Source organism: Pseudomonas sp. NFACC41-3, from assembly GCF_900109505.1.
In the GTDB taxonomy this organism is placed as follows: Bacteria; Pseudomonadota; Gammaproteobacteria; order Pseudomonadales; family Pseudomonadaceae; genus Aquipseudomonas; species Aquipseudomonas chlororaphis.
The window spans coordinates 1,765,730-1,792,139 of record NZ_FOAE01000001.1 but is presented as its reverse complement, the minus strand read 5'-3'; the positions used below and the strand labels follow the sequence as shown (position 1 = coordinate 1,792,139).

Sequence of the window (26,410 nt, the reverse complement as noted above, 5' to 3'; positions counted from 1 at the left end):
AGAGTCTAAATCTCACAAGCACATTGATGTGCTTCTTGCACGGATGCACGGAGGCTGGCGGCCGTTACAGGCAGTCCGCCTTGAAACAAGGAGTGTTATGAACAAGCCGATCAAGAATATCGTCATCGTGGGCGGCGGCACTGCGGGCTGGATGGCCGCCTCGTACCTCGTCCGGGCGCTCCAACAGCAGGCGAACATTACGCTCATCGAGTCTGAAGCGATCCCCCGGATCGGCGTGGGCGAGGCGACCATCCCAAGTTTGCAGAAGGTGTTCTTCGACTTCCTCGGGATACCGGAGCGGGAGTGGATGCCCCAAGTGAACGGCGCGTTCAAGGCCGCGATCAAGTTCGTGAACTGGAGGAAGTCTCCCGGCTCCTCGCGCGACGATCATTTCTACCATTTGTTCGGCAACGTGCCGAACTGCGACGGCGTGCCGCTTACCCACTACTGGCTGCGCAAGCGCGAACAGGGCTTCCAGCAGCCAATGGAGTACGCGTGCTACCCGCAGGCCGGGGCGCTCGACGGCAAGCTGGCACCGTGCCTGCCCGACGGCACCCGCCAGATGTCCCACGCGTGGCACTTCGACGCGCACCTGGTGGCCGACTTCTTGAAGCGCTGGGCCGTCGAACGCGGGGTGAAGCGCGTGGTCGACGAGGTCGTGGACGTTCACCTGAACGAGCGCGGCTACATCTCCAGCCTGTTCACCAAGGAGGGACGGACGCTGGAGGCGGACCTGTTCATCGACTGCTCCGGCATGCGGGGGCTCCTGATCAATCAGGCCCTGAAGGAGCCCTTCATCGACATGTCCGACTACCTGTTGTGCGACAGCGCGGTCGCCAGCGCCGTGCCCAACGACGACGCGCGCGAGGGGGTCGAGCCGTACACCTCCGCGATCGCCATGAACTCGGGGTGGACCTGGAAGATTCCGATGCTGGGCCGGTTCGGCAGCGGCTACGTCTTCTCGAGCAAGTTCACCTCGCGCGACCAGGCCACCGCCGACTTCCTCAACCTCTGGGGCCTCTCGGACAATCAGCCGCTCAACCAGATCAAGTTCCGGGTCGGGCGCAACAAGCGGGCGTGGGTCAACAACTGCGTCTCGATCGGGCTGTCGTCGTGCTTTCTGGAGCCCCTGGAATCGACGGGAATCTACTTCATCTACGCGGCGCTTTACCAACTCGTGAAGCACTTCCCCGACACCTCGTTCGACCCGCGGTTGAGCGACGCATTCAACGCCGAAATCGTCTACATGTTCGACGACTGCCGAGATTTCGTCCAAGCGCACTATTTCACCGCGTCGCGCGAAGACACGCCGTTCTGGCTCGCGAACCGGCACGACCTGCGGCTCTCGGACGCCATCAAAGAGAAGGTTCAGCGCTACAAGGCGGGGCTGCCGCTGACCACCACGTCGTTCGACGATTCCACGTACTACGAGACCTTCGACTACGAATTCAAGAACTTCTGGTTGAACGGCAACTACTACTGCATCTTTGCCGGCTTGGGCATGCTGCCCGACCGGTCGCTGCCGCTCTTGCAGCACCGACCGGAGTCGATCGAGAAGGCCGAGGCGATGTTCGCCAGCATCCGGCGCGAGACCGAGCGTCTGCGCACGAGCCTGCCGACAAACTACGACTACCTGCGGTCGCTGCGTGACGGCGACGCGGGGCTGTCTCACAGCCAGCGCGGACCGACGCTCGCGACGCAGGAAACCCTGTAGTGGAACGCACCTTGGACCGGGTAGGCGCATTCGCGGCCACGCACGCTGCCGTGGCGGCCTGCGATCCGCTGCAGGCGCGCTCGCTCGTTCTGCAGTTGCCGGGCCTGAACCGTAACAAGGATGTGCCCGGCATCATCGGCCTGCTGCGCGAGTTCCTCCCGGCGCGCGGCGTGCCCTCCGACTGGGGCTTCGTCGAAGCCGCCGCCGCGATGCGGGACATCGGGTTCTTCCTGGGGTCGCTCAAGCGGCACGGACACGAGCCCGCGGACGTGGTGCCCGGGCTCGAGCCGGTACTGCTCGACCTGGCGCGCGCGACCGACCTGCCGCCGCGCGAGACACTCTTGCATGTGACGGTCTGGAACCCCGCAACGGCCGACGCGCAGCGCAGCTACACCGGGCTGCCCGACGAAGTGCACCTGCTCGAGAGCGTGCGCATCTCGATGGCGGCCCTCGAGGCGGCCATCGCAATGACCGTCGAGCTGTCCGACGTGCCCCTGCGGTCGCCCGCATTCGCGCAAGGGTGCGACGAGCTGGAAGCCTATCTGCAGAAAATGGTCGAATCGATCGTCTACGCGTACCGCTTCATCTCGCCGCAGGTCTTCTACGATGAGCTCCGTCCCTTCTACGAACCGATCCGAGTCGGGGGCCAGAGCTACCTCGGCCCCGGTGCTGTAGAAATGCCCCTCTTCGTGCTGGAGCACGTGCTGTGGGGCTCGCAATCGGACGACCAAGCTTATCGAGAATTCAAAGAGACGTATCTGCCCTACGTGCTTCCCGCGTACAGGGCGGTCTACGCTCGGTTCTCCGGAGAGCCGGCGCTCATCGACCGCGCGCTCGACGAGGCGCGAGCGGTCGGTGCGCGGGACGAGCACGTCCGGGCTGGGCTGACAGCCCTCGAGCGGGTCTTCAAGGTCCTGCTGCGCTTCCGGGCGCCTCACCTCAAATTGGCGGAGCGGGCGTACGAAGTCGGGCAAAGCGGCCCCACAATCGGCAGCGGGGGGTACGCGCCCAGCATGCTCGGTGAACTACTCACGCTCACGTATGCCGCGCGGTCCCGCATCCGCGCCGCGCTCGACGAATCCTGATGCGCGCGACCAGGTGTTATCTCACAAGGAGAGTTTGCCCCCATGACTCAGAAGAGCCCCGCGAACGGACACGATAGCAACCACTTCGACGTAATCATCCTCGGCTCGGGCATGTCCGGCACCCAGATGGGGGCCATCCTGGCCAAACAACAGTTTCGCGTGCTGATCATCGAGGAGTCGTCGCACCCGCGGTTCACGATCGGCGAGTCGTCGATCCCCGAGACGTCTCTCATGAACCGCATCATCGCCGATCGCTACGGCATTCCGGAGCTCGACCACATCACGTCGTTCTACTCGACGCAACGCTACGTCGCGTCGAGCACGGGCATCAAGCGCAACTTCGGCTTCGTGTTCCACAAGCCCGGCCAGGAGCACGACCCGAAGGAGTTCACGCAGTGCGTGATTCCCGAGCTGCCGTGGGGACCGGAGAGCCATTATTACCGGCAGGACGTCGACGCCTATCTGTTGCAAGCGGCCATCAAATACGGCTGCACGGTCCGCCAGAAGACGAGCGTGACCGACTATCACGCGGACAAGGACGGCGTCGCGGTGACCACCGTCCAGGGCGATCGATTCACCGGCCGGTACATGATCGACTGCGGAGGGCCCCGCGCGCCGCTCGCGACCAAGTTCGGGCTCCGCGAAGAGCCGTGTCGCTTCAAGACGCACTCGCGCAGCCTCTACACGCACATGCTCGGGGTCAAGCCGTTCGACGACATTTTCAAGGTCAAGGGGCAGCGCTGGCGCTGGCACGAAGGGACCTTGCACCACATGTTCACGGGCGGCTGGCTCTGGGTGATTCCGTTCAACAACCACCCGCGGTCGACCAACAATCTGGTGAGCGTCGGCCTGCAGCTCGATCCGCGTGTCTACCCGAAAACGGACATTTCCGCGCAGCAGGAATTCGACGAGTTCCTCGCGCGGTTCCCGAGCATCGCGGCGCAGTTCCGGGACGCCGTGCCGGTGCGCGACTGGGTCAAGACCGACCGCCTGCAGTTCTCGTCGAACGCCTGCGTCGGCGACCGCTACTGCCTGATGCTGCATGCGAACGGGTTCATCGACCCGCTCTTCTCCCGGGGGCTGGAGAACACCGCGGTGACCATCCACGCGCTCGCGGCACGCCTCATCAAGGCGCTGCGCGACGACGACTTCTCCCCCGAGCGCTTCGAGTACATCGAGCGCCTGCAGCAAAAGCTTCTGGACCACAACGACGACTTCGTCAGCTGCTGCTACACGGCGTTCTCGGACTTCCGCCTATGGGACGCGTTCCACAGGCTGTGGGCGGTCGGCACAATCCTCGGGCAGTTCCGGCTCGTGCAAGCCCACGCGAGGTTCCGCGCGTCGCGCGACGAGGGCGACCTCGATCACCTCGACAACGATCCCCCGTACCTCGGGTACCTGTGCGCGGACATGGAGGAGTACTACCAGTTGTTCAACGACGCCAAAGCCGAGGTCGAGGCCGTGAGCGCCGGGCGCAAGCCGGCCGAGGAAGCCGCGGCGCGGATTCATGCCCTCATCGACGAACGAGACTTCGCCAAGCCGATGTTCGGCTTCGGGTACTGCATCACCGGGGACAGGCCGCAGCTCAACAACTCGAAGTACAGCCTGCTGCCGGCGATGAAGCTGATGTACTGGACGCAAACCCGCGCGCCGGCAGAGGTGAAAAAGTACTTCGACTACAACCCGATGTTCGCGCTGCTCAAGGCGTACGTCACGACCCGCATCGGCTTGGCGCTGAAGAAGTAGTCGGCCGACGACGACAGAAAAACGATGAACGACATTCAATTGGATCAAGCGAGCATCAAGAAGCGTCCCTCGGGGGCGTACGACGCGACCACGCGCCTGGCCGCGAGCTGGTACGTCGCGATGCGCTCGGACGACCTCAAGGACAAGCCGACGGAGTTGACGCTCTTCGGCCGTCCGTGCGTGGCGTGGCGCGGAGCGACGGGGCGGGCCGTGGTGATGGACCGCCACTGTTCGCACCTAGGCGCGAACCTGGCTGACGGGCGGGTCAAGGACGGGTGCATCCAGTGCCCGTTTCACCACTGGCGGTACGACGAGCAGGGGCAGTGCGTTCACATCCCCGGCCACAGCCAGGCGGTGCCCCGGCTGGAGCCCGTGCCGCGCGGGGCGCGCCAGCCGACGTTGGTCACCGTCGAGCGATACGGCTACGTGTGGGTCTGGTACGGCTCCCCGCAGCCGCTGCACCCGCTGCCTGAAATCGCCGCGGCTGACGTCGACAACGGCGACTTCATGCACCTGCACTTCGCGTTCGAGACGACGACGGCGGTCTTGCGGATCGTCGAGAACTTCTACGACGCGCAGCACGCGACCCCCGTGCACGCGCTCCCGGTCTCGGCCTTCGAGCTCAAGCTCTTCGACGATTGGCGCCGGTGGCCGGAGGTTGAGTCGCTGGCCCTGGCGGGCGCGTGGTTCGGTGCCGGGATCGACTTCACCGTGGACCGGTACTTCGGCCCCCTCGGCATGCTGTCGCGCGCGCTCGGCCTGAACATGTCGCAGATGAACCTGCACTTCGATGGCTACCCCGGCGGGTGCGTCATGACCGTCGCCCTGGACGGAAACGTCAAATACAAGTTGCTCCAGTGTGTGACGCCGGTGAGCGACGGCAAGAACGTCATGCACATGCTCATCTCGATCAAGAAGGTGGGCGGCATCCTGCGCCGCGCGACCGACTTCGTGCTGTTCGGGCTGCAGACCAGGCAGGCAGCGGGGTACGACGTCAAAATCTGGAACGGGATGAAGCCGGACGGCGGCGGCGCGTACAGCAAGTACGACAAGCTCGTGCTCAAGTACCGTGCGTTCTATCGAGGCTGGGTCGACCGCGTCGCGAGTGAGCGGTGATGCGTGAAGCCGAACCGGTCTCGGCCGCGTCGCTGCGCCAGGCGCTCGCGAAGCTGGCGAGCGGCGTCACGGTCATCACGGCGTACGGCGCGGCGGGCCCGCTTGGGCTCGCAGCCACCCGCTGCGTGTCGGTGTCGCTCTTGCCGAGGTATTCATGACTATCTGGCTGTTGCAACTCGTGGTGGTGATTGCGCTCTGCAACGTCTGCGGCCGCATTGCCGAACGGCTCGGCCAGTGCGCGGTCGTCGGCGAGATCGCGGCCGGTCTGCTGTTGGGGCCTTCGCTGTTCGGCGCGATCGCACCGAGTTTCTACGACCTGTTGTTCGGCCCACGTGCGCTGTCAGCGATGGCGCAAGTCAGCGAAGTCGGCCTGATACTGCTGATGTTTCAGGTCGGTCTGCATATGGAGTTGGGCGAGACGCTGCGCGGCAAGCGCTGGCGCATGCCCGTCGCGATCGCAGCGGGCGGGCTCGTCGCACCGGCCGCGATCGGCATGATCGTCGCCATCGTCTCGAAAGACACGCTCGCCAGCGACGCGCCGGCGCTGCCCTATGTACTCTTCTGCGGTGTCGCACTTGCGGTATCGGCGGTGCCGGTGATGGCGCGCATCATCGACGACCTGGAGCTCAGCGCCATGGTGGGCGCACGGAACGCAATGTCTGCCGCGATGCTGACGGATGCGCTCGGATGGATGCTGCTTGCAACGATTGCCTCGCTATCGAGCGGGCCTGGCTGGGCATTTGCGCGCATGCTCCTCAGCCTGCTCGCGTATCTGGTGCTGTGCGCGCTCCTGGTGCGCTTCGTGGTTCGACCGACGCTTGCGCGGCTCGCATCGACTGCGCATGCGGCGCGCGACCGCTTGGCCGTGTTGTTCTGCTTCGTAATAGCGTCGGCACTCGCGACGTCGCTGATCGGATTTCATAGCGCATTTGGCGCGCTTGCGGCGGCGCTGTTCGTGCGGCGCGTACCCGGCGTCGCGAAGGAGTGGCGCGACAACGTCGAAGGTTTCGTCAAGCTTGTGCTGATGCCGGTGTTTTTCGCGTATGCGGGGCTGCATGCGTCGGTCGGCACGATCGACGACGCGGCATCATGGATGTGGTTCGGTGTATTCCTCGCGGGCGGATTCATCGGCAAGTTCGGCGGCAGCTATCTGGGCGCGCGTGCCACCGGGCTTGCGCCACACGATGCGATGCTGGTGAGCTCGTTGATGAATACGCGCGGCTTGATGGAGCTGATCGTCCTGTCAATCGGTCTGCAGATGCAGATCCTTCCGCCAAGGGTCTACACGATCCTCGTGGTGTTCGCGCTGGTGACGACGGCGCTGACCGCACCGCTGGTTCGATTCACGCTGCGCGTGCAATCGCGCGCAATGAGCCAACAGGCTGCCTGAGCCAGCTTGAGGGGAGAGATCAGCATGAATGCCGCCACCGAAACCAAGGCTCACGATTTGCTCGATGCCGAGGGCCGCGGTGTCCGCGAACTGCGCAACCTGCTGGGGCAGTTCGCTACCGGTGTGACCGTGATTACCACGCGCACCGCTGGCGGCCGCAACGTCGGTGTGACCGCCAACTCGTTCTCCTCACTGTCGCTGTCGCCGGCGCTGGTGCTCTGGAGCCTGGCACGCACGGCACCGAGCCTGAAGGATTTTTGCTCGGCGAGCCACTTCGCCATCAACGTGCTGGGCGCGCACCAGCACCACTTGTCGGAGCAGTTCGCACGGGCAGCAGCTGACAAGTTCGCCGGTGTAGCTCATTCCTATGGCAAGGCGGGAGCCCCGGTGCTGGACGATGTGGTGGCAGTGCTGGTGTGCCGCAACGTCACCCAGTACGAGGGCGGTGACCACCTGATCTTCATTGGCGAGATCGAACAATACCGATACAGCGGCGCAGAACCGCTGGTCTTCCATGCAGGCCAATACCGGGGTTTGGGGAGCAATGGAGCAGAAAGAGCACTTAAGCTCGAATAGCCCGGTTTGTGTGATCTTTTGGATCAAGAACGACACCAGGGTCTACCCGAGCCCGGACATATGGGCAAGCTGTTCGCCCTGGAAGCCATGCCGCTGAATATCGACCGGATCCGCACCGGCAGCTGAAGCATTGCCACCGCTCCCCGATTTGGCGACCGCCGTCGGGGAGCGGCGTTTTTATTGCTTTATCTTCAGGCGCATCGCCAGCAGCACCCCCAGCAGTGCTGCAGCCAGCACCAGCGCCGCCGGGGCGGACCAGCCGGCATAGGCGACGGCGGCGCTCAGGGCAATGGGCGCGAGCACCTGGCCCAGGTAGTTGCCTTGCATCACCAGGCCCAGGCACAGCGGGATCAGCGCGGGTTCCGGCGAGGTCAGCGAGGTGCTGGCGAGAAGGGTGGCGGGCAGCATGCCGGCCACCGCGCAAAAGAAGAAACACAAAGGGATTACCAGGCCGGTCGGCGTGACCGAAAGAAAGATGCCCATCCCGGAAAGCCCCATGACGATACTGGTGCCGGCGAGCAGCGCTTGTGGGCGGGCGCCCCGTGACAGCAGCAGGCCGGCGCTGATGTTGCCGACGATATTGACCGCCACCACCGCGGCGCTGATCACCCCGGCGCTGGCGATCGACAGCCCGACCCGCTGCATGAGGAACACCGGCAGGAAGGCCATCACCGCGAAGAACTGCAGGTTGTAGGCGGTGAAAATTAGTGCCATCAGCAGCGGCTGGCGGGCGCGCAGCACGCTGCTCAGCGAGTGGCGCAAAGCGGATTGCGTCTGGCGGCGCAGCGCCAGCGGGTCCCTGGGCGTGGTCAACGGCAACAGCAGCGCCGCCAGCAGGGTCAGGGCCGCGCCGGCGATCCAGCTCTGTTGCCAGCCACCGAGCAGTGGCCCGATAAGCATCGAGGTGCCGATACCGAACGCCATGAAGGTGCTCCAGATGCCGAACACCAGGTGGCGTTTGTGCGCCGGGACCAGGCGATTGAGCACCGCCGGCGCCGCGACCACCACAATGACGAAGCCCAGGCCTTCGACAAAACGCGTGGCCAGCAGCCCATGGAAGTCGTGCAGGCTGGAACCCAGCGCGCTGGCGGCGCACATGATCAAAAGGCCGAGGGCCAGCAGATAGCGATCGCCCCAGCGCTGCACGAGGATGCCGGCGGCGATGCCGCCGAACACCCCGATAAAGGGGAAGGCCGACATGATCCAGCTCAGGGATTCCAGGGACCGGCCAAACTCCTGCTGCAGCTGCGGCAGGGCGATGGTGGCCTTGCCGATATGCAGCGCTGCGGCAATGCCGGCAAACAGCACGTTGAACACGGCGGGCCAATATTCGGTATCGGCGACGGCGTAGCTGAGGGTGTCGGGCTTGGTTGAGGTCATGGGCTTCTCCGAAAGCAGGCGGGCGGGCGAGGATCGCCGGGGTGAGGCGCGCCAATGGGTCGGAGCCGACTCTAAAAGTTAAAGCTAACTTCAAGTCAATCGGTAAAAACGGGATGCAGCGTTCTACCCATAGCACCATTGAGCCGTTGATCTCGCTGGGCGAAGGGGTCAGGCGAACGGTGCTGCCGGGGTCGGCGTGGCGGCGCCCGGTCGGGCGCCGTGGGTGAGGGCGGGCGCCTGCCGTCAGATGAGCTGCGTATTCTCCGGCAGCAGGGCGCCGCCATCGACGATCAGGGTCTGCCCGGTGATATAGCCGGCCTGCTCGGACGCCAGGAACAGCATGGCGTGGGCGATGTCCTGCGGGCTGCCCAGGCGCTTGAGCGGGATGCTGGCGGCCAGGGCCGGGGAGTCGCCGAGGTTGGCCATGGCCTGGGTGGCAATCAGCCCGGGTTCGACGCCGTTGACGGTGACCCGGTGTTCGGCCAGTTCCAGGGCCGCCGCGCGAATGAAGCCGTTGACCCCGGCCTTGGACGCGGCGTAGTGGGACAGCCCGGGAATCGCCGTGCGCGGCCCGGTCACCGAGGAGGTGATGACGATGCGCGGATGCTCGGCCCGGCACAACGCCGGCAGCGCCGCCTGGGTCAGCCAGAAACAGCTCTTGAGGTTCACCGCCAGGGTCGACTCGAGGATTTCATCCCTCAGGTCGCGCAGGTTTTCCATCGGGAACACCGCGGCGTTGTGGATCAGCAGGTCCAGCCCGCCAAAGGCCCTGAGCGTGGTGGCCACCGCCTGGTTGGCCGCGGCCCGGGTACTCAGGTCCACGACCAGCAGCTCGGCGCTGCCGCCGGCTTCACGGATCAGGCGCAGGGTTTCGGCGCCCGAGGCTTCGCTGCGAGTGGCGAGCAGCACCTTGGCGCCCTGGGCGGCGAAGACTTGCGCGATGGCGCGGCCAATGCCCTGGCCGGAGCCGGTGACCAGGGCGATACGGCCGCTGAGGTCGAGGATCATGGATGTTCTCCTTGAGTGACGGTGCCCAGGCATTCGTCCAGCAGGCAGTTGTGCAGGTCGACGTCGTCGCTGGTAGCCGCCGGACAGATCAGCGCCATGTTGTGGAACGGGGTCAGCAACACCCCGCGGTTGAGCAGGTAGAGATGCAGGTAGGCCTCGATCAGGCCATGACGGGCATGGTGGGCTTCGCCGCCGTTGCGCGGCGCGTGGTCCATGAACAGGTATTCGACCCGGGCGCCGATCCGCGTCACGTGCCAGGGCAGGCGATGCTTGGTGATCAGCGCCTGGACCCCGGTCCGCAGGCGTTCGGCCAGGGCGATCATGTGCGCGTAGTTGGCCGCGCTCATGACTTCGCTGAAGGTGGCGCGCATGGCGGCCATCTGCAGGGCGTTGCCGGCCAGGGTGCCGCCGAAGCCGAAGTGGTTGATCGCCTGGCCGGGCTGGAAATGCGGCAGCACCTGCCAGATACGCTCGGCCATGGCCTGGCTGGCGCCCCACACCGCGGTCGGGATGCCGCCGGCGATGCACTTGCCGAGCACGAAGAAGTCCGGTTGCAGGCCGTGTTCGCCGCTGTAGCCGGCGGGGCCGCAGGAGATGGTGTGGGTTTCGTCGATGATCAGCGGCACATCGAAACGCCGGGTCAGCTCGCGCAGGCCGTCGTGGAAGCCGGGGGCGGGCGGGACCATGCCGACGTTGGTCATGAAGGGTTCGGTCAGCACCGCGGCCACGTCGCCATGGGCCAATGCCGCCTCCAGCGCCGGCAGGTCGTTGAACTCCACCAGCCGGGTGGTGGCGTCGTGGCGCAGGCCGTTGGCGTGCACGCCTTCGCGGGGAATCATCTGGCCGCCGGCGTCGAACTCGACCTGGGACTCGTCGACGCTGCCGTGGTAGTTGCAGTTGAACACCAGCACTTTCTCCCGCCCGGTGATCATCCGGCACAGGCGCAGCACAAAGCGGTTGGCGTCGGTGGCGGAGGTGGTGACTTGCCAGAACGGCAGGCCGAAGCGCCGCACCAGTTCCTGGCCGACCCACAGGCTGTCGGCGGTCGGCAGCATCAGGGTCGAGCCGTGCCGGGCCTGATGCGCGATGGCCTCGGCCACGGCGGGCTGGCCATGGCCGAACATGGCGCCGGTGTCGCCCAGGGCGAAGTCGACGTAGCGGTTGCCGTCGCAGTCGGTCAGCGTCGCGCCCTGGGCGTCGGCCACCAGGATCGGGTATAGCCCCGGCCATTGCTGCATCCAGTGCAGCGGCGCGCCGTACAGCCAGTGCTTGAGGTTTTCCCGGTAGAAGCCGGCGGAACGCGGATGGCGTTCGGCGAACAGTTGCAGCTCGGATTGGTAACAGCTGGCGACGCGATCGAGGTTGAGGCCGAGGGTCATGGTCGAAGTCCTGGGGTAAAGGGTTGTCGCTGACAGGTTTTTGTAGCCGCTGCCGAAGGCTGCGATCGGCCCGAAGGGCCGTAAAGGCAGCGTCTGCTACGCAGCCGATCGCAGGCTGCGCCAGCGGCTACAGGAGCCAGTGTCTGGGTAGCCGCTGCCGAGCAACGCGAGGCTGCGATCGGCAACGCAGTTGCCGCGAAACCCGAGCGCGCGGTGTGTCAGGCCGAGCGCGCTGTGCGGATCGCGACAGGTAGCATCAGATGTAAGCGGTGCGGTTCAGCACATGGGCGAGGGCGCCCACCGGGAAGTTGCTGGGCGCGGCGAAGTCGCTGCCCTGGTAGCCGAAGATCTTGCCGTCGGTCCTGCCCGCTTGCAGGTCGATCAGTACCAGGCCCAGGGTCGGCACGATCTTTTCGCGCCAGACGAACAGGTACAGCTGTTCGGCGAGCTTGTAGTAATGGCAGCGGTCGGTGTCCGCCAGGCCCTGCTCGACGCCCTTGAGGCACTGCCAGCTGTAGAAGTTGCGGTTCAGGTAGACGTGCTCGTAGGCCTCGGTGGTGCTGTAGACGTACTGGTTGCGCAGGCCGACCAGCTCTTCGGTCAGCGCGTGTTGCGGGCTGCTGGCGGTCAGTGGCGTGTCGATGCTGCCGTGGATGAACTGGGCCTGGACGCTGGTCAGCTCGCGGCCGGACAGGGCGCGGCTGAACAGGTCGACCCGGGTCTCGGCCTGGCTCGGCATCTGCCCGATCACTGCGGTGAAGATGTTCCGGCCCAGGTCGAGGATCAGGCTTACCGAGTGGACCTGGTGCTTCTCTGACTTGAGAAAGTCCACCAGGTAAATGCCGGAACGTATTGAAGTGGCTCGATAAGTGGTCTCGCCACTGGCTTGGCTTTCAGTGTCCTGCCAATGCAGCGAGCGTGAGCCGAAAAGGTGTTCGATGCGCCAGCCATTGGCGAAATGCAGGGTCAGGCTGCGGCCGTTGAGGTCATCCAGGCTGGGCAGGATATGGTTATCGGCGGCAAAGCCTTCGGCCAGGGCGCCAACGGTAATCCATTCGGGTTGCAGGTTCATGAGGGCGGACCTTGTCGATGAAGGAGAACCTCATGTTCATCGCGCAAACCGTTGTTGCCCATCAACCGAATGGTTGAGGCGCGGCGGTTTTTTACAGGAACAGCGCGCTCACCAGCTCGGTGCGGTTGTTCACCCCGACCTTGCGGAACAGGTTGATCAGGTGGGTCTTGACCGTCGGCAGGCCCAGCGCCAGCTGTTGGGCGATGGTCTTGTTGCAGGCGCCGTCGCGCAGCAGTAAGGCGATCTGCCGTTCCCGGGGCGTAAGGGCCTGCAGGCGTTCGTCGTGGCGCGAATAGGGCGCCTGGGCGGCGATTTCCAACAGGCCTTGCAGCGCCTGCAGGGTGCTCAGTTCGTCTGGCCGGAACGGGCCCAGGCTGGCATCGCGCAGCAGGGACAGGCCGGCGATCGGGCTGCCACCGGCATTGCGCGCGAGGATTTCCACCACATCCAGCACCCCATGGCGTTGCAGGAAAGCCTGGTAGACCTCGGTTTCGTGCCGCCCCTGCTGGGCCATGCCCATGTGCAGCGACAGCACCGGGCGGCCCGCCGCCACGCAGTTGCGCGGCCGCAGCGGGTCGTAGTGCCGATAGCGTTGCAGGTAGGCCTCATGCATCTGCGGGCTCATGTGGTACAGCGAGAAATGCTCGGCCTGCAGTTGCGCGTCGATGCGGTAGAAGGCGCACAGGGTCGCCGGCACCACCCGGGTAAAGGCGCTGATACAGCGCTGGCCAAGCTGTTGGGCATCCGGCAGGGCGGTTGGCGTATGCATGGGACGACTCCCTCTTCATGAACGGCCGGTAAAGAGGGCCGTAACCCTCTGATGCCACGGTACTTCAGACAGATCGCGAACCCAGGTTTTGCGGCCACTGCGTTGCCGATCGCAGCCTCGCAAGCTCGGCAGCGGCTACACAAACACCGCGTTCCTTGTAGCCGCTGCCGCAGGCTGCGAACGACCGTGTAGCGGGCGCCAAACCTGATGCCACGGTATTTCAGACAAATCGCGAACCCAGGTTTTGCGGCCACTGCGTTGCCGATCGCAGCCTCGCGGGCTCGGCAGCGGCTACACAAACACCGCGTTCCTTGTAGCCGCTGCCGCAGGCTGCGAACGACCGCGTAGCGGGCGCCAAACCTGATGCCACGGTATTTCAGACAAATCGCGAACCCAGGTTTTGCGGCCACTGCGTTGCCGATCGCAGCCTCGCGGGCTCGCGGGCTCGGCAGCGGCTACACGGACACCGCGCTCCTTGTAGCCGCTGCCGCAGGCTGCGAAAAGCCCCGCAGGGGCTTCCCGCGATCATGCAGGCCGCGCTGATATCGGCTCCAGCGCGGTCCAGGCTTCAAGGCTGCGGCGTCAGGCTCAACGGGCCTGGGTGAAGCCCAGCTCCAGGGCAGCGACTATGGCGTCGATCTGCGGCGGCTGGATCACCAGCGGCGGCGACAGGATGATCTTGGTCCCCACCGGACGCACCATCACCCCGTTGTCGCGGGCGATCTGCGCCACCTGGTTGGCATAGCCGCCCATGGGGTCGATCGGCTCGCGGGTGGTTTTGTCGGCCACCAGGTCGAGGGCGACCATCAGTCCCTTGCCACGCACTTCACCGACGCTGTCGAAGCGCTCGGCGAACGGCAGCAGCTTGTTCAGCATGTAGTCGCCCATCTTCGCGGCGTTGGCTGGCAGGTCTTCCTTGACCACGATGTCGAGGCTGGCCAGGGCCGCCGCGCAGGCCACCGGGTGCCCGGAGTAGGTGTAGCCGTGCATGATCGCGCCGGTGAAGTTGCCGTTCCTGCTGAACGCCGACTCGATCCGCTCGTTGACCACCGTGGCGCCCAGCGGGATGTAGCCGGAGGTGATGCCCTTGGCCAGGCACATGATGTCGGGCTTCACGCCCCACAGGCGGCTGCCGAACATCGAGCCGCTGCGGCCGAAGCCGGTCACCACTTCGTCGGCGATCAGCAGCACGCCGTACTTGTCACAGACCTCACGGATCAGCGGCCAGTAGTTGGCCGGCGGCACTATCACACCGCCGGCGCCCTGGATCGGCTCGGCGATAAAGGCTGCCACCGTGTCGGGGCTCTGGAACTGGATTTCCCGCTCGAGCAGGTCGGCGCAGATCTTGCCGAGTTCTTCCGGGTCCTGGCTGTAGGGGTTGCGGTACAGCCACGGGGTGTCGACGTGGAAGCAGCCGGGCAGCAGGGGCTCGTAGTTGCGCCGGAATACCGTGTTGCCGTTGACCGAAGCGCCGCCGAAGTGGGTGCCGTGGTAGCCCTGGCGCAGCGAGATGAACTTGGTGCGGTCGGCCTGGCCTTCGAGTTTCCAGTACTGGCGGGCCAGTTTCAGCGCGGTTTCGATGGCATCCGAGCCGCCGGAACTGAAGGCCACGCGGCGCATGCCCTCGGGCTCCAGCAGGTTCATCACCACCCGCGACAGCTCTTCGGCGCGCGGATGGCTGACGCCGTCGAACAGCTGGAAGTATTCCAGTTCGTCCAGCTGGGCGGTGATCGCCGCCTTCACTTCCTTGCGGTTGTGGCCGACGTTGACGTTCCACAACCCGGCGACGCCATCCACCAGTTGGTGGCCCTGGTCGTCGTACACGTAGCAGCCATCGCCACGGACAATGCGGATCGGCTCGCGTTGTTGCATTTCATTGGGGTGCAGCATGGGATGCCAGAAACGGCTTGGTTCGCTCACGTTGAATCTCCTGAAAACGCACAGACAGCGTGGGACATAGTAGTGCGCCCTTTGCCGGATGCCTGCTTGCCTCTGTGTGCCAGGCATTTGACCGCCACTGCCATCGACCCGGCGTCCCGCGCATTGCGGATCTGCCCGGAAAAATGCGTTCGCAGACTTGGCGACGGCTGCGCCGCTGATCGCAGGCTACCGGACACGCGGTGTTTTTGTAGCCGCTGCCGCAGGCTGCGATCGGCCGCGAAGTGGTCGTCCTCCAGGCACCGCGGTTTCTCAGGCATTGCGCGTTGGCCAGTTTTGCGCCTGCTACGCCGCCGAGCGCAGGCTGCACCAGTGGCTACAGAGGCGTGGCGTCGCGGTGTTCCCTGGCAGCCAGTGGCAAGTTTCGCGGCAGCCAGGATCAAGACGGTGGCCGGCATTGGTCTCAGAGTTCGATCCATGAGGCCAACTAGCGAGGATTGCCCATGAGTATTGCCATCGACCCACGTGTCGCCGCCTTTATCGACAGCCAGCACGGCCTGTTGATCGACGGGCGCAGCCAGCCGGCCTTGTCCGGCGCGCAGATGCCGGTGTTCAACCCGGCCACCGGCGAAGAGCTGACCCGCGTCGCCGCCGGTGCCGACGCCGATATCGACCTGGCCGTGGCCGCCGCGCGGCGAGCCTTCGAGGGCCCCTGGGCGGCGCAGCGCCCGGCGGATCGCGAGCGCCTGCTGCTGAAGCTGGCCGATCTGCTGGAAGCCCATGGCGAAGAGCTGGCACAGCTGGAAACCCTCAACAACGGCCAGTCGATCCACCTGGCCCGGGCCCTGGAAGTCGGCGCCGCCGCCGAGTTCACCCGCTACATGGCGGGCTGGGCGACCAAGATCGAAGGCAAGAGCCTGGACCTGTCCATCGCCGCCGTTCCCGGCGCCCGCTACCGCGCCTATACGGTGCCGGAGCCGGTGGGCGTGGTCGGCGCCATCGTGCCGTGGAATTTCCCCTTACTGATGGCCATCTGGAAAATCGTCCCGGCCCTGGCCTGCGGCTGCACCGTGGTGCTCAAGCCGGCCGACGAAACCCCGCTGACCGCCTTGCGCCTGGGCCAGTTGTGCCTGGACGCCGGGATCGCCCCGGGGGTGGTCAACGTGGTCACCGGCAGCGGCGCCCAGGCCGGCGCGGCGCTGGCCGCGCACAAAGGCATCGACAAGCTGGCCTTCACCGGCTCGACCCAGATCGGCAAGGTCATCGGCCATGCGGCGGTGGACAACATGACCCGGTTTTCCCTGGAGCTGGGTGGCAAGTCGCCGGTGATCGTGCTCGATGACTGCGACCCCCAGGCCGCGGCCGCCGGTGCCGCCGGGGCGATCTTTTTCAACCAGGGCCAGGTCTGTACCGCCGGTTCGCGCCTGTATATCCAGCGGGCGATCTTCGACCAGGTGCTGGAGCGTTTGTCGGCCATCGCCGGCTCCCTGAGCATCGGCCCCGGGCTCGACGAACAGGCACAGATCAACCCGCTGATTTCCGCCAAGCAGCAGAAGCGCGTGCTGGACATGATCGGCCAGGGCGTGGCCGACGGCGCCCGGGTGCTGTGCGGCGGAGTCGCCTATGGCGAGCAGGGTTTCTACGTGCGCCCGACGGTATTGGCCGACGTGCACGCGGGCATGCAGGTGGTGCGCGAGGAAATCTTCGGCCCGGTGGTGGTGGCCACGCCTTTCGACGAGATCGACGAGGTGGTGGCGCTGGCCAACGACAATCAGTACGGGCTGGGCGCGAGCATCTGGTCCAACGACCTGGCGAAGGTCATGGACCTGATCCCGCGGATCAAGGCCGGCACGGTCTGGGTTAATACCCACAATATGCTCGACCCGTCGATGCCGTTTGGCGGCTACAAGCAATCGGGCATCGGCCGCGAGATGGGCCATGCGGCGATAGAGGCGTATACCGAGAACAAGTCGGTGTGCATCGCGTTCTGACATGTAGCCGCTGCCGCAGGCTGCGATAAGGTCCGCAGGACCTTCAGCAACCTTAAGTGCGCCACGGCCGTTCCGGCCTTATCGCAGCCTGCGGCAGCGGCTACAGTCGGACACAACCGGCCAGGCTGCGCAGACAGCCAGTAACACGCACGCCCGGCGTGCCCTTGAAATGCCTAGAACAACAACATCACCCATGCTTTCGAGGTCCAGCACCATGTCTTTCAACGACAGACTCACCCGCCACCTGAACCAGGGCGTGGTCGGCTTTCCCACGGCCCTGGCCAGCGCCGTCGGCCTGATCATGGCCAGCCCGGTGATCCTCACCGCCACCACCGGCTTCGGCATCGGCGGCGGGGCGTTCGCCGCGGCCATGCTGATCGCCATGCTGATGATGCTCGCGCAATCGACGACCTTCGCCGAAGCGGCCTGCATGATCCCCACCACCGGCTCGGTGTACGACTACCTGGCCTGCGGCCTGGGACGCTTCTTCGCGATCACCGGGACCATTTCCGCCTACCTGATCGTGCATGTGTTCGCCGGCACGGCGGAAACCATCCTCAGCGGCGTCATGGCCCTGGTGAACTTTGAATCCCTCAACACCCTGCTGGAACAGAGTGGCAGCGCCTGGCTGGTGGGTGTCGGGCTGGTGATTTTCTTCGGCCTGCTGAACGCCGTGGGCATCACCGCGTTCAGCCGCGCCGAGGTGATCCTGACCTTCGGCATGTGGACCACCCTGATCATCTTCGGCGTGGTCGGGGTGTTCAAGGCGCCGGCGGTGGAGCTGAGCGGCTGGTTCGGCGAGTCGATGGTCGGCACCGACCTGACCACCATCCTCTCGCTGGTGGGCATGGCCATGTTCATGTTCGTCGGGTGCGAGTTCGTCACCCCGCTGACGCCGGAGGTGCGCAAGGCGGCGAAAACCATTCCCCGGGCCATGGCCCTGGGCCTGGTGGGGGTAGCCACCTGCATGTTCATCTATGGCGCGGCGATGAAGCGCCAGGTGGCGAACATCGCGCTGAGCGAAGACGGCAGCGTGCACCTGCTGGACACGCCCATGGCCATCCCGCAGTTCGCCGAGCAGGTGATGGGGCCCTATGGGCGGATCTGGCTGGGCGTCGGCCTGCTGTTCGCCGGGGCGGCGACCATCAACACGCTGATGGCCGGATTGCCACGCATTCTCTACGGCATGGCGCTGGACGGCGCGCTGCCCAAGGCCTTCACCTACCTGCACCCACGCTTCAAGACGCCGCTGCTGTGCATCGCCGTGGCGGTATTGATCCCGTGCCTGCACGCCTGGTGGCTGGGCGGCAGCACCGACAACATCATGCACCTGGTGCTGGCCGCGGTGTGTGCCTGGAGCACCGCCTACCTGCTGGTGACCCTGGCAGTGGTGGTGCTGCGCATCCGCCGCCCGGACCTGCCGCGGGCCTACAAGTCGCCCTGGTTCCCGCTGCCGCAGATCGTCTCGTCCATCGGCATCCTCCTGGGCATGTGGTTCATCACGCCGCCGGGCATGAACCCGCGGGACATCTACGTGCCCTTTGGCAGCATGCTCGGCCTGACGGCGATTTATGCGCTGGTCTGGACGGTCTTCGTGCAGAAGGTCAACCCGTTCCGCCCGGTGCCGGTGGAGGAGGTGCTGGAAAACGCCTTCAACCTGCAATCCCCCACTGAAACCCAAGCGCAGACCCTGCCTGGAGCCAAGCCCGATGAGCAGTACAAGCTGGCGGCAAAACCTCTCTGAATTCTGGCGGCGACCACCCTCGGGCTATCGCCCGGGGGTGACCCTGAACCAGTTGCGCCGCGACCTGCCGGGGCTCGACTGGGCGCCGCAGGCGCCCGGGCTGGCGCGGTTCACCTGGGCCGAGGAGGGCTTGGACTTCGAGGTCCAGGAGCTGCCACAGGCGCAGTTCCTGATGCACCTGGTGGTCTGCGAGTTTCGCCTGCGCGTTTCCGGTTCGCCGGGGCGGCAGGCGCGGATCGATATTCGCCATACCGGCGCGATCCGCCGCCAGGGCGTCGCCGCCGGCCTGAAGCAGGGCGCGCAGGATGAGTGGGCTGGGCTGTTGCAGCAGTTGCACAGCGACCCGCAACTGCTGGCGGCGTTGCTGCCGCTGGACTTCAAACGCCTGCAACTGCAGCGCGACGAGCAGGGCTGGCGGGTGCGCCTTGAGCATTTCGGTGCCAGCGAGGTGGTCAACCGGCTGCCCGGCTTCCGCCGTTATATCCGCCTGAGCGCCGAGCAACGCGGCGCCTTGCTGGCGACGTTCAAGCGCCTGCATTCACTGTTGCGCGATCACTGAACTCTTCCCACGGCGCTGGCACAACCCGTGCTTAGGCTATAACGGACTATCCATTGTGCCGCGCTTCCTTGCCCGGCAAATAGATAACATGTTAATGATATCGCCATAACAACAAAGGCGGTCTCAGCCGGCTTCTGGAGGTGCACAGTGCTTGCTTCGCAAAGTTTCGATGCCTGGATCGGCGCATTACAGGGGGTTTGCGGTCGCTTCGACGCCCGCCAGGCGTTGAACCCGGCGTTGTTCATCGGTGAAGTCGGCTTGCGCGACTACGCCGGCCTCGAGGTGGCGCAGATCCGCACCAATGCCGGACTGATCTCGCGCAAAAGCACCAGCGTCGATCATGAAGACGATCGGCACTGCTTCCTGATCATGCAGCGCAGCGGCCATGCCCAGATCAGCCAGGGCGGCGAGCGCATCGAACTGGCGCCGGGGGAAATGGCCTTGCTGGACTCCGCCGGGGCCTGCGAAATCGTTCCTCACGGGCTGATCGAACATGCCTCGCTGCATTTGTCCCGGGACGAGGTGTATCGCCATCTGCCGGCGCAGCAGCGCAAGTTCGGCAAGCTCTCGCAGCAGTGCGCCAGTGGCCGCTTGATGCGCCTGCTGGTGGAGCAGATCTGCGGCGAGCCGTTGCCAGGTTGCGCCGACCCGCAGGAAGGCCAGGCGTTGCAGGAAGCGCTGATCGCCTTGCTCGGCCCGACCCTGCGCCAGACGCCCAGCGCCCATCTCGACGGCTACGACAGCCAGCACGGCGGCTGCCTGCGCAGCCAGGCCCGGCAGTTGATCAACCAGTCCCTCACCGAGCCCAACCTGACCCCGGTGTCACTGGCCAGCCAGATGAATATCTCGGTGCGCCAGCTGTACCGGCTGTTCGAAGAGCAGGGCGACAGCGTCTGCCGTTTCATCCAGCGCGCGCGCCTCGAGCGCAGCGCGGCGGACCTGGGCAACCCGCGCCTGCGCCACGCGTCGATCACCGACATTGCCTTCAAGTGGGGGTTCACCGACTCGGCGCACTTCAGCCGCACCTTCAAGAAGCATTTCGAGCAGTCGCCGCGGGATTACCGCGCCCGTTCGCTGAACGCCTGAGCAGCCCTCAAGGGTTTTCCAGGTCGTGCCCCAGGGACTGGATAAACAGCGAGAACAGCTCCGGCTGTGAGGAAATATCCAGCTTGGCGTAGAGATGGCGCCGGTGCACCTTGATGGTGTCCGGCGAGATCTTCAGCCGCTCGGCCATGGCCTTGGAGGAAAAGCCGCGGAGGATCAGCCGGGCGATTTCCACTTCCCGATCCGACAGCACGCCGCAGCCGAAATGGCTCAGGGCATCGCGGATCTGGCTGGCCATTTCCTCCCCGGCGGGTGGCTGCGGGCGTTGGTGGCTTTGCTGCCAATGCTGCTGCATCAACGGCAGGACCCAGGCCGAGAAGGTGGTGAGCTGGCCGATCTCCTCGGCGCTGAACGGCCGCTGCATGCCCAGCGACAGGGACAGGGTGCCGGCCTCCGGAATCTGCAGGATGAACTGCAGTTCGTCCTCCAGCACGTTGTCGTGAAAGTAGCTGGAGAAATACTCGGTCTGGCGGAAATGGTCCGGCGCCACTTCCTCCAGGCGGTACAGGCCGTTGGGGTAGCCCTCGCGGCAGGCCTGGAAAAACGGGTCGAGCAGGTACAGGCCATTGAGGTAGGTGAGCATCGACGCCGGCTTGTCCGAGGGCTCGGCGTCGTATTCCTCGAGGGCGATGGGCAGGCCGTTGCGCGGGTAGAAGATCGCCAGGGCGTTATCGAACGGCAAGGCCTGGTGCAGCAACAGCACCAGCTGTTTCCAGAAACGCTCGCCGCCGATCTGCGAGAGGGTGCGCCCGAGTCCGGCATGCATGCCGATTTCCCTGAACAGAGTGATCAAATAGGTGGCTCCGCGTCGATGCCGCTGTGGTCTGACGGGTTGCTTTCTCGCCAGGTGGCAGCAAGGTTTCGGCGATTTGCCCGGCGACGTCAAGGGGGAGTACTCCAATAGGGGAATTGGCCCTGTACCCCCGGCTGCCTAAAGTGGCCTCCATCAAGTGCGCCCCAGAGCGCATCCACCTGACGTTCTTCGTTTCTGCCTCAAACCAAAAATAACCACGAGGATAACGACATGAGCTCTCCCTGCGCGCCGCAAGGCGCCCTGAAACCCACGCTGAGTGTGTTCGATGTGGTGGCCATTACCGTGTCGGGCGTGACCCCGGCCAGTTCGGTCTTCGTCATCGCCCCGTTCGCCATTCACCAGGCCGGCAGCGGGGTGTTCCTGGCCTTTGTCATGGCGGGGCTGCTGGCGCTGATGTTCGCCTTCTGCTACGCCGAACTGGGCCGCGCCCACAACAGTGCCGGTGGCGAGTATGTGTACGCCAAGCGGGTGTTCGGTGGCATGGCCGGGTACGCGACCTTTCTCACGGTGCTGGTGATGTTGCTGTTCATCCCGCCGGTGCTGGCCACCGGCGCGGCGACTTACCTGAACAATGCCCTGGGCACGCGCTTCGATTCGCAGACCGTGGCCCTGGTGATCGTTATCTGCAGCTATGCGCTGGGCATCCTCAACATCAAGCTGAATGCCTGGATCACCGGCACCTGCCTGCTGCTGGAAATTGCCGCGTTGCTGGTGATCGTGTTCCTGGGCTTTGGCAATGCCTCGCAGCCGGCGAGCATCCTGCTGCAACCGCAGATCGTCGAAAACGGCGTATTGCACATGGCGCCCTGGGCCCTGGTGATCGGTGCGGTGGGCATCGGCCTGTTTTCCTACAACGGTTATGGCCCGGCGGTGCTGCTGGCCGAAGACATGAAATGCAAGGGGCAGGGCGTGCACAAGGCGGTGCTCTGGTCGCTGGTGCTGGTGGTGATCATCGAACTGGTGCCGTTGACCGCGCTATTGATTGGCGCGCCGTCCCTCAGCGCCATGCTCGAAAGTCCCGACCCCATCGGCTACCTGCTCACCAGCCACGGCAACGAAACCCTGTCGCGGGTGGTCAGCGCCGGGATCTTCCTCTCGGTGTTCAACGCCATCGTCGCCATCGTGATCCAGATCGGCCGGGTGGTGTTCTCCAGTGGCCGCGATGCCTTGTGGACGCCGGGCATCAACCGCCTGTTCACGCGGATTCATCCGCGCTGGGACTCGCCGTGGCTGGCCACGCTGTTCCTGGCCATTCCCTCGGCGGTGCTCAGTTTCAGCTCGAACCTGGCCGACCTGACCTCGTTCAGCGTGCTGCTGATCATGCTGGTGTACCTGATCGTCGCTCTCAGCGCGCTGATGAGCCGGGTGCTGCTGCGCGACCGCGCCCACCCGTACCGCATGCCGCTGTGGCCGTTGCCAGCGCTGCTGGCGGTGATCGGCGCCGGGTATCTGTTGTTCAATCTGTTCCTGGACGCTTCGCTCAGGGACATCATGGTGATCGTCGGCCTGCTGGCGCTGTCGGTGATCCTGTATGGCACCAACGGCCGGTTCAGCCCGGCGTTCCAGAAACTCTGAGGAGAAGTCATGCGCGCACGTCAATTGGGGATCAGCCTGGGCCTGGGTACTCCCGGCCCCTTCAATGCCATCACCGACGTTCCGGGGGTAAGGGTGGGCCACAGCACCCTCAGGACCACGGTCGACGGCAAGCAGGTGCGTACCGGGGTGACCCTGATCCAGCCCCGCGAGGGCTTTGCCCGGCTGCAACCCTGTTTCGCCGGCTGCCATGTGCTCAACGGCAACGGCGATGCCACCGGCCTGGAGTGGATCCGCGAAGCGGGCCTGCTGACCACGCCGCTGGCCATCACCAACACCCACAGCGTCGGCGTGGTGCGCGACGCACTGATCGCCGAGGAGCACGCAAGCCTGGCGGACCCTTCGGAATACTGGTGCATGCCGGTGGTGATGGAGACCTATGACGGCCTGCTCAACGATATCTGGGGCCAGCATGTCGGCCCGCAGCAGGTCCGCGAGGCGTTGGCCAATGCCGAGTCCGGGCCGGTGCGCGAGGGCGCGGTGGGCGGCGGCACCGGCATGATCTGCCATGAGTTCAAGGGCGGGATCGGCACGGCTTCGCGCCAGGTGCCGGGGGAGCAGGGCGGCTACACGGTCGGCGCGCTGGTGCAGGCCAACCATGGCAAGCGCGAGGAGCTGCGGGTCGATGGCTACCCGGTGGGGCGGCAACTGAGCGGCATCCCGTCGCCCTTCGCCCGGCGCGGTACGCCGGGCATGGGCTCGATCGTGGTGATCCTGGCCACCGACGCGCCTTTGTTGCCGCACCAGTGCCAGCGCCTGGCGCAGCGCGCGTCCATCGGCATCGCCCGTACCGGCGGCGGCACCGAGGACTCCAGCGGCGATATCTTCCTGGCCTTCGCTACCGGCAACCGCGACTTGCCGCCTTGCGCCTACGGGCGCCAGGGCGTGCCCTTCAGTACACCCCTGGCGATGCTCAACAACGATTACATCTCGGCCCTGTTCAGCGCCGCCGCCGAAGCGGTGGAGGAGGCCATCGTCAACGCCTTGCTGGCGGGCGAGCCGATGACCGCGGACAGCGGCGCGAGCGTTCCGGCGCTGACCGGGGAAACCTTGCTGCAAGCGATGAAACTAACTGGATGGAACAAACTTTAATGAACTAAAAACTGCGACGTAGTCGGCAAAACTATCTGTACTGTTATTTAATATTTAAATTCGAGATTGTCGGACAATTATCAACGGGTATTGAAGCTTAAAGAATATTTCGACTCACCAGTCATTGTTTTCGGGAGTTTGCTGGAACAGCGAAAATCAGGCGTCAAAAAGTAGTGGACGCCTGATTTCAAATTGTGTCAGGTTGCTTACGCCCGGATAGGGCGAGTGATAGGACGATCTCGCCAGGGATTGTCGCTATCGGACAAAAACTGTTCCATTGATTACAAGGAAGTGTGTTTATGTCGAAAGTTAAAGCGAAAGCTATTGTGACCGCCGAACAAGAACTCGTGCCCTTGGCCGCGGCAAGTTCGGCTTACAACCAGATCAATAGCTTCAGCCATCAGTATGACCGGGGTGGCAATCTGACGGTCAATGGCAAACCCTCCTACTCGGTCGATCAGGCAGCCACCCAGCTGCTACGCGACGGTGCCGCGTACCAGGATCTCAACGGCAGCGGCAAGATCGAACTGACCTATACCTTCCTCACCTCGGCCTCCTCGAGCACCCTGTACAAGCATGGCATCTCCGGGTTCAGCCAGTTCAGCGCCCAGCAGAAAGCCCAGGCCGCGCTGTCCATGCAATCCTGGGCCGACGTGGCCAATGTCACCTTCACCGAAAAGGCTTCCGGTGGTGACGGTCACATGACCTTCGGCAACTACAGCGGCGGCCAGGACGGCGCGGCGGCCTTCGCCTACCTGCCGGGCACCGGTGCTGGCTACGACGGTACGTCCTGGTACCTGATCAACAGCAGCTACACCCAGAACAAGACCCCCGATCTGAACAACTACGGCCGACAGACGCTGACCCACGAGATCGGCCACACCCTGGGCCTGGCCCACCCTGGCGACTACAACGCCGGGAACGGCAACCCGACCTACAACGACGCGACCTATGGAGAGGATACGCGCGGCTACAGCATCATGAGCTACTGGAGCGAAAGCAACACCGACCAGAACTTCAGCAAGGCTGGCGTCGAAGCCTATTCGTCCGGCCCGCTGATGGACGATATCGCGGCGATCCAGAAGCTCTACGGGGCCAACACCTCCACCCGTACCGGCGACACCACCTACGGCTTCAACTCCAATACCGGTCGCGATTTCCTCAGCGCGACCTCGTCGGCGGACAAGCTGGTGTTCTCGGTATGGGACGCGGGCGGCAAGGACACCCTGGACTTCTCCGGTTTTACCCAAAACCAGAAGATCAACCTCAATGATGCCTCGTTCTCCGACGTTGGCGGCATGGTGGGCAACGTGTCCATCGCCAAGGGCGCGATCATCGAGAACGCCATCGGCGGTTCGGGCAGCGACCTGCTGATCGGCAACAAGGTGGCCAACGAGCTCAAGGGCGGTGCCGGCAACGACATCCTCTACGGTGCCGGCGGTGCGGACAAGCTCTGGGGTGGCGCGGGTGCCGATACCTTCGTCTTCGGCGCGAGCTCGGACTCCGCTCCGGGCGCGGCCGACCAGATCCTGGATTTTGTCAGCGGCCTGGACAAGATCGATCTGACCGGCATCACCCAGGGCGCTGGGCTGCACTTCGTGAACGCATTCACCGGTAACGCCGGCGACGCGATCCTCAGCACCTCGGCTGGCAACAGCACCTTGTCGGTGGACTTCTCCGGGCACGGCGTGGCGGACTTCCTGGTCAGCACCGTCGGCCAGGCGGCCTACACCGACATCGTCGCCTGAGTCATTGCGGTAAGGTAAAAGAAGGAGGGTGGCGCCCACGCGTCGCCCTCTGACCTTGCATTGACAGGCGAACTGCCTGAGGCTGTGGCCCGGAGCAACCCCCTATGATTCGAACTGCCTTGATCGCTAAGGCCGGCGCGTACCTGATCGCGACGCTGATGATGTTTTATGGAGAGACAAGCATGGCAAGCAGCCTGAGATTGGCGGACCCCGCGGAACTGGCCGGGCACTGGCAACTGTCGCAGCCGGCGCAACCTGCCAACCACTGTGCCCTGGACCTCGAGCTGAACGGCACCCTGGGCGCCGGCGCCGAGTGTTTTTCCGCCTGGCTGGGCGATGCGGCCATTGGCTGGTTTCCCGAGCCGGACGGTATTGCCGTGACGGGCAAAGAGGGTTCGAAGATCATCTTTCTAAGTCGCCAGAAAGAAGGCTTATATCAAGGCACTTTGAAATCAGGCATCACGATTATATTGCAGCGCGCACCCTGAGTTATCGCGGCTGTATGCATCTTTAAATGTATCTGTATGGATAAGCGTATAAGGCAGTGCCATATACGCGATGTCCTTCGTTCGATTAAAGACAACTAAATAACTAGAACTCCGTTTCGTCTGACGGTAGAGTTCTTTCGCCTGTCCGCCGCAATAAATCCAAT

General features: G+C 64.8%; 22 protein-coding genes. 15 read left to right on the top strand and 7 right to left on the bottom strand.

Annotated features, from left to right (window positions below; translation table 11 throughout):
- The first annotated feature begins 97 nt into the window (after nt 1-97).
- Genes BMY68_RS08055 through BMY68_RS08025 form a run of 7 tightly spaced genes read left to right on the top strand, consistent with a single transcriptional unit; the run spans nt 98 to nt 7,627 of the window.
- Nucleotides 98-1,714, top strand: a complete 1,617-nt coding sequence (locus BMY68_RS08055; RefSeq protein ID WP_085530711.1) for a tryptophan halogenase family protein — start codon at nt 98-100, stop codon at nt 1,712-1,714.
- Nucleotides 1,714-2,799: a monodechloroaminopyrrolnitrin synthase PrnB family protein gene (locus BMY68_RS08050; protein ID WP_085530712.1), complete on the top strand. Its 1,086-nt coding sequence runs from the start codon at nt 1,714-1,716 to the stop codon at nt 2,797-2,799. Before BMY68_RS08055 ends, BMY68_RS08050 begins: the two co-directional genes overlap by 1 nt.
- A gap of 42 nt (nt 2,800-2,841) precedes the next feature.
- Entirely contained in the window at nt 2,842-4,545 is a 1,704-nt protein-coding gene (locus BMY68_RS08045; RefSeq protein WP_085530713.1) for an NAD(P)/FAD-dependent oxidoreductase, read from the top strand.
- A gap of 24 nt (nt 4,546-4,569) precedes the next feature.
- Nucleotides 4,570-5,661, top strand: coding sequence for a Rieske 2Fe-2S domain-containing protein (locus BMY68_RS08040; RefSeq protein WP_085530714.1), 1,092 nt, complete (start codon nt 4,570-4,572; stop codon nt 5,659-5,661).
- Entirely contained in the window at nt 5,661-5,819 is a 159-nt protein-coding gene (locus BMY68_RS08035; RefSeq protein ID WP_085530715.1) for a flavin reductase family protein, read from the top strand. The genes BMY68_RS08040 and BMY68_RS08035 overlap by 1 nt, the downstream gene beginning before the upstream one ends.
- Complete coding sequence (locus BMY68_RS08030) at nt 5,816-7,051, top strand: cation:proton antiporter (RefSeq protein WP_085530716.1); 1,236 nt, start codon at nt 5,816-5,818, stop codon at nt 7,049-7,051. The genes BMY68_RS08035 and BMY68_RS08030 overlap by 4 nt, the downstream gene beginning before the upstream one ends.
- A 24-nt stretch (nt 7,052-7,075) precedes the next feature.
- On the top strand, nt 7,076-7,627 hold the full coding sequence (locus BMY68_RS08025; protein WP_085530717.1) for a flavin reductase family protein: 552 nt from the start codon (nt 7,076-7,078) through the stop codon (nt 7,625-7,627).
- 177 nt (nt 7,628-7,804) lie between these two features.
- On the opposite strand, the gene BMY68_RS08020 is transcribed toward BMY68_RS08025, so the two are convergent.
- From BMY68_RS08020 to BMY68_RS07995, 6 genes are all read right to left on the bottom strand, one after another.
- A complete protein-coding gene (locus tag BMY68_RS08020) occupies nt 7,805-9,007 on the bottom strand; it encodes an MFS transporter (protein ID WP_085530718.1) in 1,203 nt (400 codons plus the stop codon).
- A 243-nt stretch (nt 9,008-9,250) separates the two neighbouring features.
- Nucleotides 9,251-10,015 (bottom strand): SDR family oxidoreductase, encoded by a 765-nt coding sequence (locus BMY68_RS08015; RefSeq protein ID WP_085530719.1) that lies wholly within the window; start codon nt 10,013-10,015, stop codon nt 9,251-9,253.
- Nucleotides 10,012-11,394 carry an aspartate aminotransferase family protein gene (locus tag BMY68_RS08010; protein ID WP_085530720.1) on the bottom strand — a complete coding sequence of 461 codons (1,383 nt, stop codon included), beginning with the start codon at nt 11,392-11,394 and terminating at the stop codon, nt 10,012-10,014. The genes BMY68_RS08015 and BMY68_RS08010 overlap by 4 nt, the downstream gene beginning before the upstream one ends.
- A 256-nt stretch (nt 11,395-11,650) precedes the next feature.
- Nucleotides 11,651-12,466 (bottom strand): molybdenum cofactor biosynthesis F family protein, encoded by an 816-nt coding sequence (locus tag BMY68_RS08005; protein WP_085530721.1) that lies wholly within the window; start codon nt 12,464-12,466, stop codon nt 11,651-11,653.
- A gap of 91 nt (nt 12,467-12,557) precedes the next feature.
- Nucleotides 12,558-13,235, bottom strand: coding sequence for a helix-turn-helix transcriptional regulator (locus BMY68_RS08000; RefSeq protein ID WP_085530722.1), 678 nt, complete (start codon nt 13,233-13,235; stop codon nt 12,558-12,560).
- A 588-nt stretch (nt 13,236-13,823) separates the two neighbouring features.
- On the bottom strand, nt 13,824-15,155 hold the full coding sequence (locus BMY68_RS07995; protein WP_085530723.1) for an aspartate aminotransferase family protein: 1,332 nt from the start codon (nt 15,153-15,155) through the stop codon (nt 13,824-13,826).
- A gap of 461 nt (nt 15,156-15,616) precedes the next feature.
- Between BMY68_RS07995 and BMY68_RS07990 the strand changes: the two genes are divergently transcribed.
- The 4 genes from BMY68_RS07990 (at nt 15,617) to feaR (ending at nt 20,493) form a co-directional block, all read left to right on the top strand.
- Entirely contained in the window at nt 15,617-17,104 is a 1,488-nt protein-coding gene (locus BMY68_RS07990; protein WP_007923743.1) for an aldehyde dehydrogenase family protein, read from the top strand.
- Nucleotides 17,105-17,318: 214 nt separating this feature from the next.
- A complete protein-coding gene (locus BMY68_RS07985) occupies nt 17,319-18,848 on the top strand; it encodes an APC family permease (RefSeq protein ID WP_085530724.1) in 1,530 nt (509 codons plus the stop codon).
- Nucleotides 18,814-19,407 (top strand): DUF3156 family protein, encoded by a 594-nt coding sequence (locus BMY68_RS07980; protein WP_239694074.1) that lies wholly within the window; start codon nt 18,814-18,816, stop codon nt 19,405-19,407. Before BMY68_RS07985 ends, BMY68_RS07980 begins: the two co-directional genes overlap by 35 nt.
- A gap of 147 nt (nt 19,408-19,554) precedes the next feature.
- Entirely contained in the window at nt 19,555-20,493 is a 939-nt protein-coding gene (gene feaR, locus BMY68_RS07975) for a transcriptional regulator FeaR (protein ID WP_085530726.1), read from the top strand.
- A gap of 7 nt (nt 20,494-20,500) precedes the next feature.
- On the opposite strand, the gene BMY68_RS07970 is transcribed toward feaR, so the two are convergent.
- Nucleotides 20,501-21,304 carry a helix-turn-helix transcriptional regulator gene (locus tag BMY68_RS07970; RefSeq protein ID WP_009044077.1) on the bottom strand — a complete coding sequence of 268 codons (804 nt, stop codon included), beginning with the start codon at nt 21,302-21,304 and terminating at the stop codon, nt 20,501-20,503.
- A gap of 231 nt (nt 21,305-21,535) precedes the next feature.
- Between BMY68_RS07970 and BMY68_RS07965 the strand changes: the two genes are divergently transcribed.
- From BMY68_RS07965 to BMY68_RS07950, 4 genes are all read left to right on the top strand, one after another.
- Nucleotides 21,536-22,900 carry an APC family permease gene (locus BMY68_RS07965; protein WP_009044076.1) on the top strand — a complete coding sequence of 455 codons (1,365 nt, stop codon included), beginning with the start codon at nt 21,536-21,538 and terminating at the stop codon, nt 22,898-22,900.
- 9 nt (nt 22,901-22,909) lie between these two features.
- A complete protein-coding gene (locus tag BMY68_RS07960; protein ID WP_085530727.1) occupies nt 22,910-24,010 on the top strand; it encodes a DmpA family aminopeptidase in 1,101 nt (366 codons plus the stop codon).
- Nucleotides 24,011-24,309: 299 nt separating this feature from the next.
- Nucleotides 24,310-25,758 (top strand): serralysin family metalloprotease, encoded by a 1,449-nt coding sequence (locus tag BMY68_RS07955; protein WP_085530728.1) that lies wholly within the window; start codon nt 24,310-24,312, stop codon nt 25,756-25,758.
- A gap of 104 nt (nt 25,759-25,862) precedes the next feature.
- Nucleotides 25,863-26,246 carry an AprI/Inh family metalloprotease inhibitor gene (locus BMY68_RS07950; RefSeq protein ID WP_085530729.1) on the top strand — a complete coding sequence of 128 codons (384 nt, stop codon included), beginning with the start codon at nt 25,863-25,865 and terminating at the stop codon, nt 26,244-26,246.
- Nucleotides 26,247-26,410 lie beyond the last annotated feature (164 nt).

What these genes read in the sequence shown, in the direction of transcription:
- BMY68_RS08055 (WP_085530711.1), top strand. Translation starts at nt 98, where the DNA reads ATGAACAAGCCGATCAAGAATATCGTCATCGTGGGCGGCGGCACTGCG.
- BMY68_RS08045 (WP_085530713.1), top strand. Translation starts at nt 2,842, where the DNA reads ATGACTCAGAAGAGCCCCGCGAACGGACACGATAGCAACCACTTCGAC.
- BMY68_RS08040 (WP_085530714.1), top strand. Translation starts at nt 4,570, where the DNA reads ATGAACGACATTCAATTGGATCAAGCGAGCATCAAGAAGCGTCCCTCG.
- BMY68_RS08035 (WP_085530715.1), top strand. Translation starts at nt 5,661, where the DNA reads ATGCGTGAAGCCGAACCGGTCTCGGCCGCGTCGCTGCGCCAGGCGCTC.
- BMY68_RS08030 (WP_085530716.1), top strand. Translation starts at nt 5,816, where the DNA reads ATGACTATCTGGCTGTTGCAACTCGTGGTGGTGATTGCGCTCTGCAAC.
- BMY68_RS08025 (WP_085530717.1), top strand. Translation starts at nt 7,076, where the DNA reads ATGAATGCCGCCACCGAAACCAAGGCTCACGATTTGCTCGATGCCGAG.
- BMY68_RS08020 (WP_085530718.1), bottom strand. Translation starts at nt 9,007, where the DNA reads ATGACCTCAACCAAGCCCGACACCCTCAGCTACGCCGTCGCCGATACC.
- BMY68_RS08015 (WP_085530719.1), bottom strand. Translation starts at nt 10,015, where the DNA reads ATGATCCTCGACCTCAGCGGCCGTATCGCCCTGGTCACCGGCTCCGGC.
- BMY68_RS08010 (WP_085530720.1), bottom strand. Translation starts at nt 11,394, where the DNA reads ATGACCCTCGGCCTCAACCTCGATCGCGTCGCCAGCTGTTACCAATCC.
- BMY68_RS08005 (WP_085530721.1), bottom strand. Translation starts at nt 12,466, where the DNA reads ATGAACCTGCAACCCGAATGGATTACCGTTGGCGCCCTGGCCGAAGGC.
- BMY68_RS08000 (WP_085530722.1), bottom strand. Translation starts at nt 13,235, where the DNA reads ATGCATACGCCAACCGCCCTGCCGGATGCCCAACAGCTTGGCCAGCGC.
- BMY68_RS07990 (WP_007923743.1), top strand. Translation starts at nt 15,617, where the DNA reads ATGAGTATTGCCATCGACCCACGTGTCGCCGCCTTTATCGACAGCCAG.
- BMY68_RS07985 (WP_085530724.1), top strand. Translation starts at nt 17,319, where the DNA reads ATGTCTTTCAACGACAGACTCACCCGCCACCTGAACCAGGGCGTGGTC.
- BMY68_RS07980 (WP_239694074.1), top strand. Translation starts at nt 18,814, where the DNA reads ATGAGCAGTACAAGCTGGCGGCAAAACCTCTCTGAATTCTGGCGGCGA.
- BMY68_RS07965 (WP_009044076.1), top strand. Translation starts at nt 21,536, where the DNA reads ATGAGCTCTCCCTGCGCGCCGCAAGGCGCCCTGAAACCCACGCTGAGT.
- BMY68_RS07960 (WP_085530727.1), top strand. Translation starts at nt 22,910, where the DNA reads ATGCGCGCACGTCAATTGGGGATCAGCCTGGGCCTGGGTACTCCCGGC.
- BMY68_RS07955 (WP_085530728.1), top strand. Translation starts at nt 24,310, where the DNA reads ATGTCGAAAGTTAAAGCGAAAGCTATTGTGACCGCCGAACAAGAACTC.
- BMY68_RS07950 (WP_085530729.1), top strand. Translation starts at nt 25,863, where the DNA reads ATGATTCGAACTGCCTTGATCGCTAAGGCCGGCGCGTACCTGATCGCG.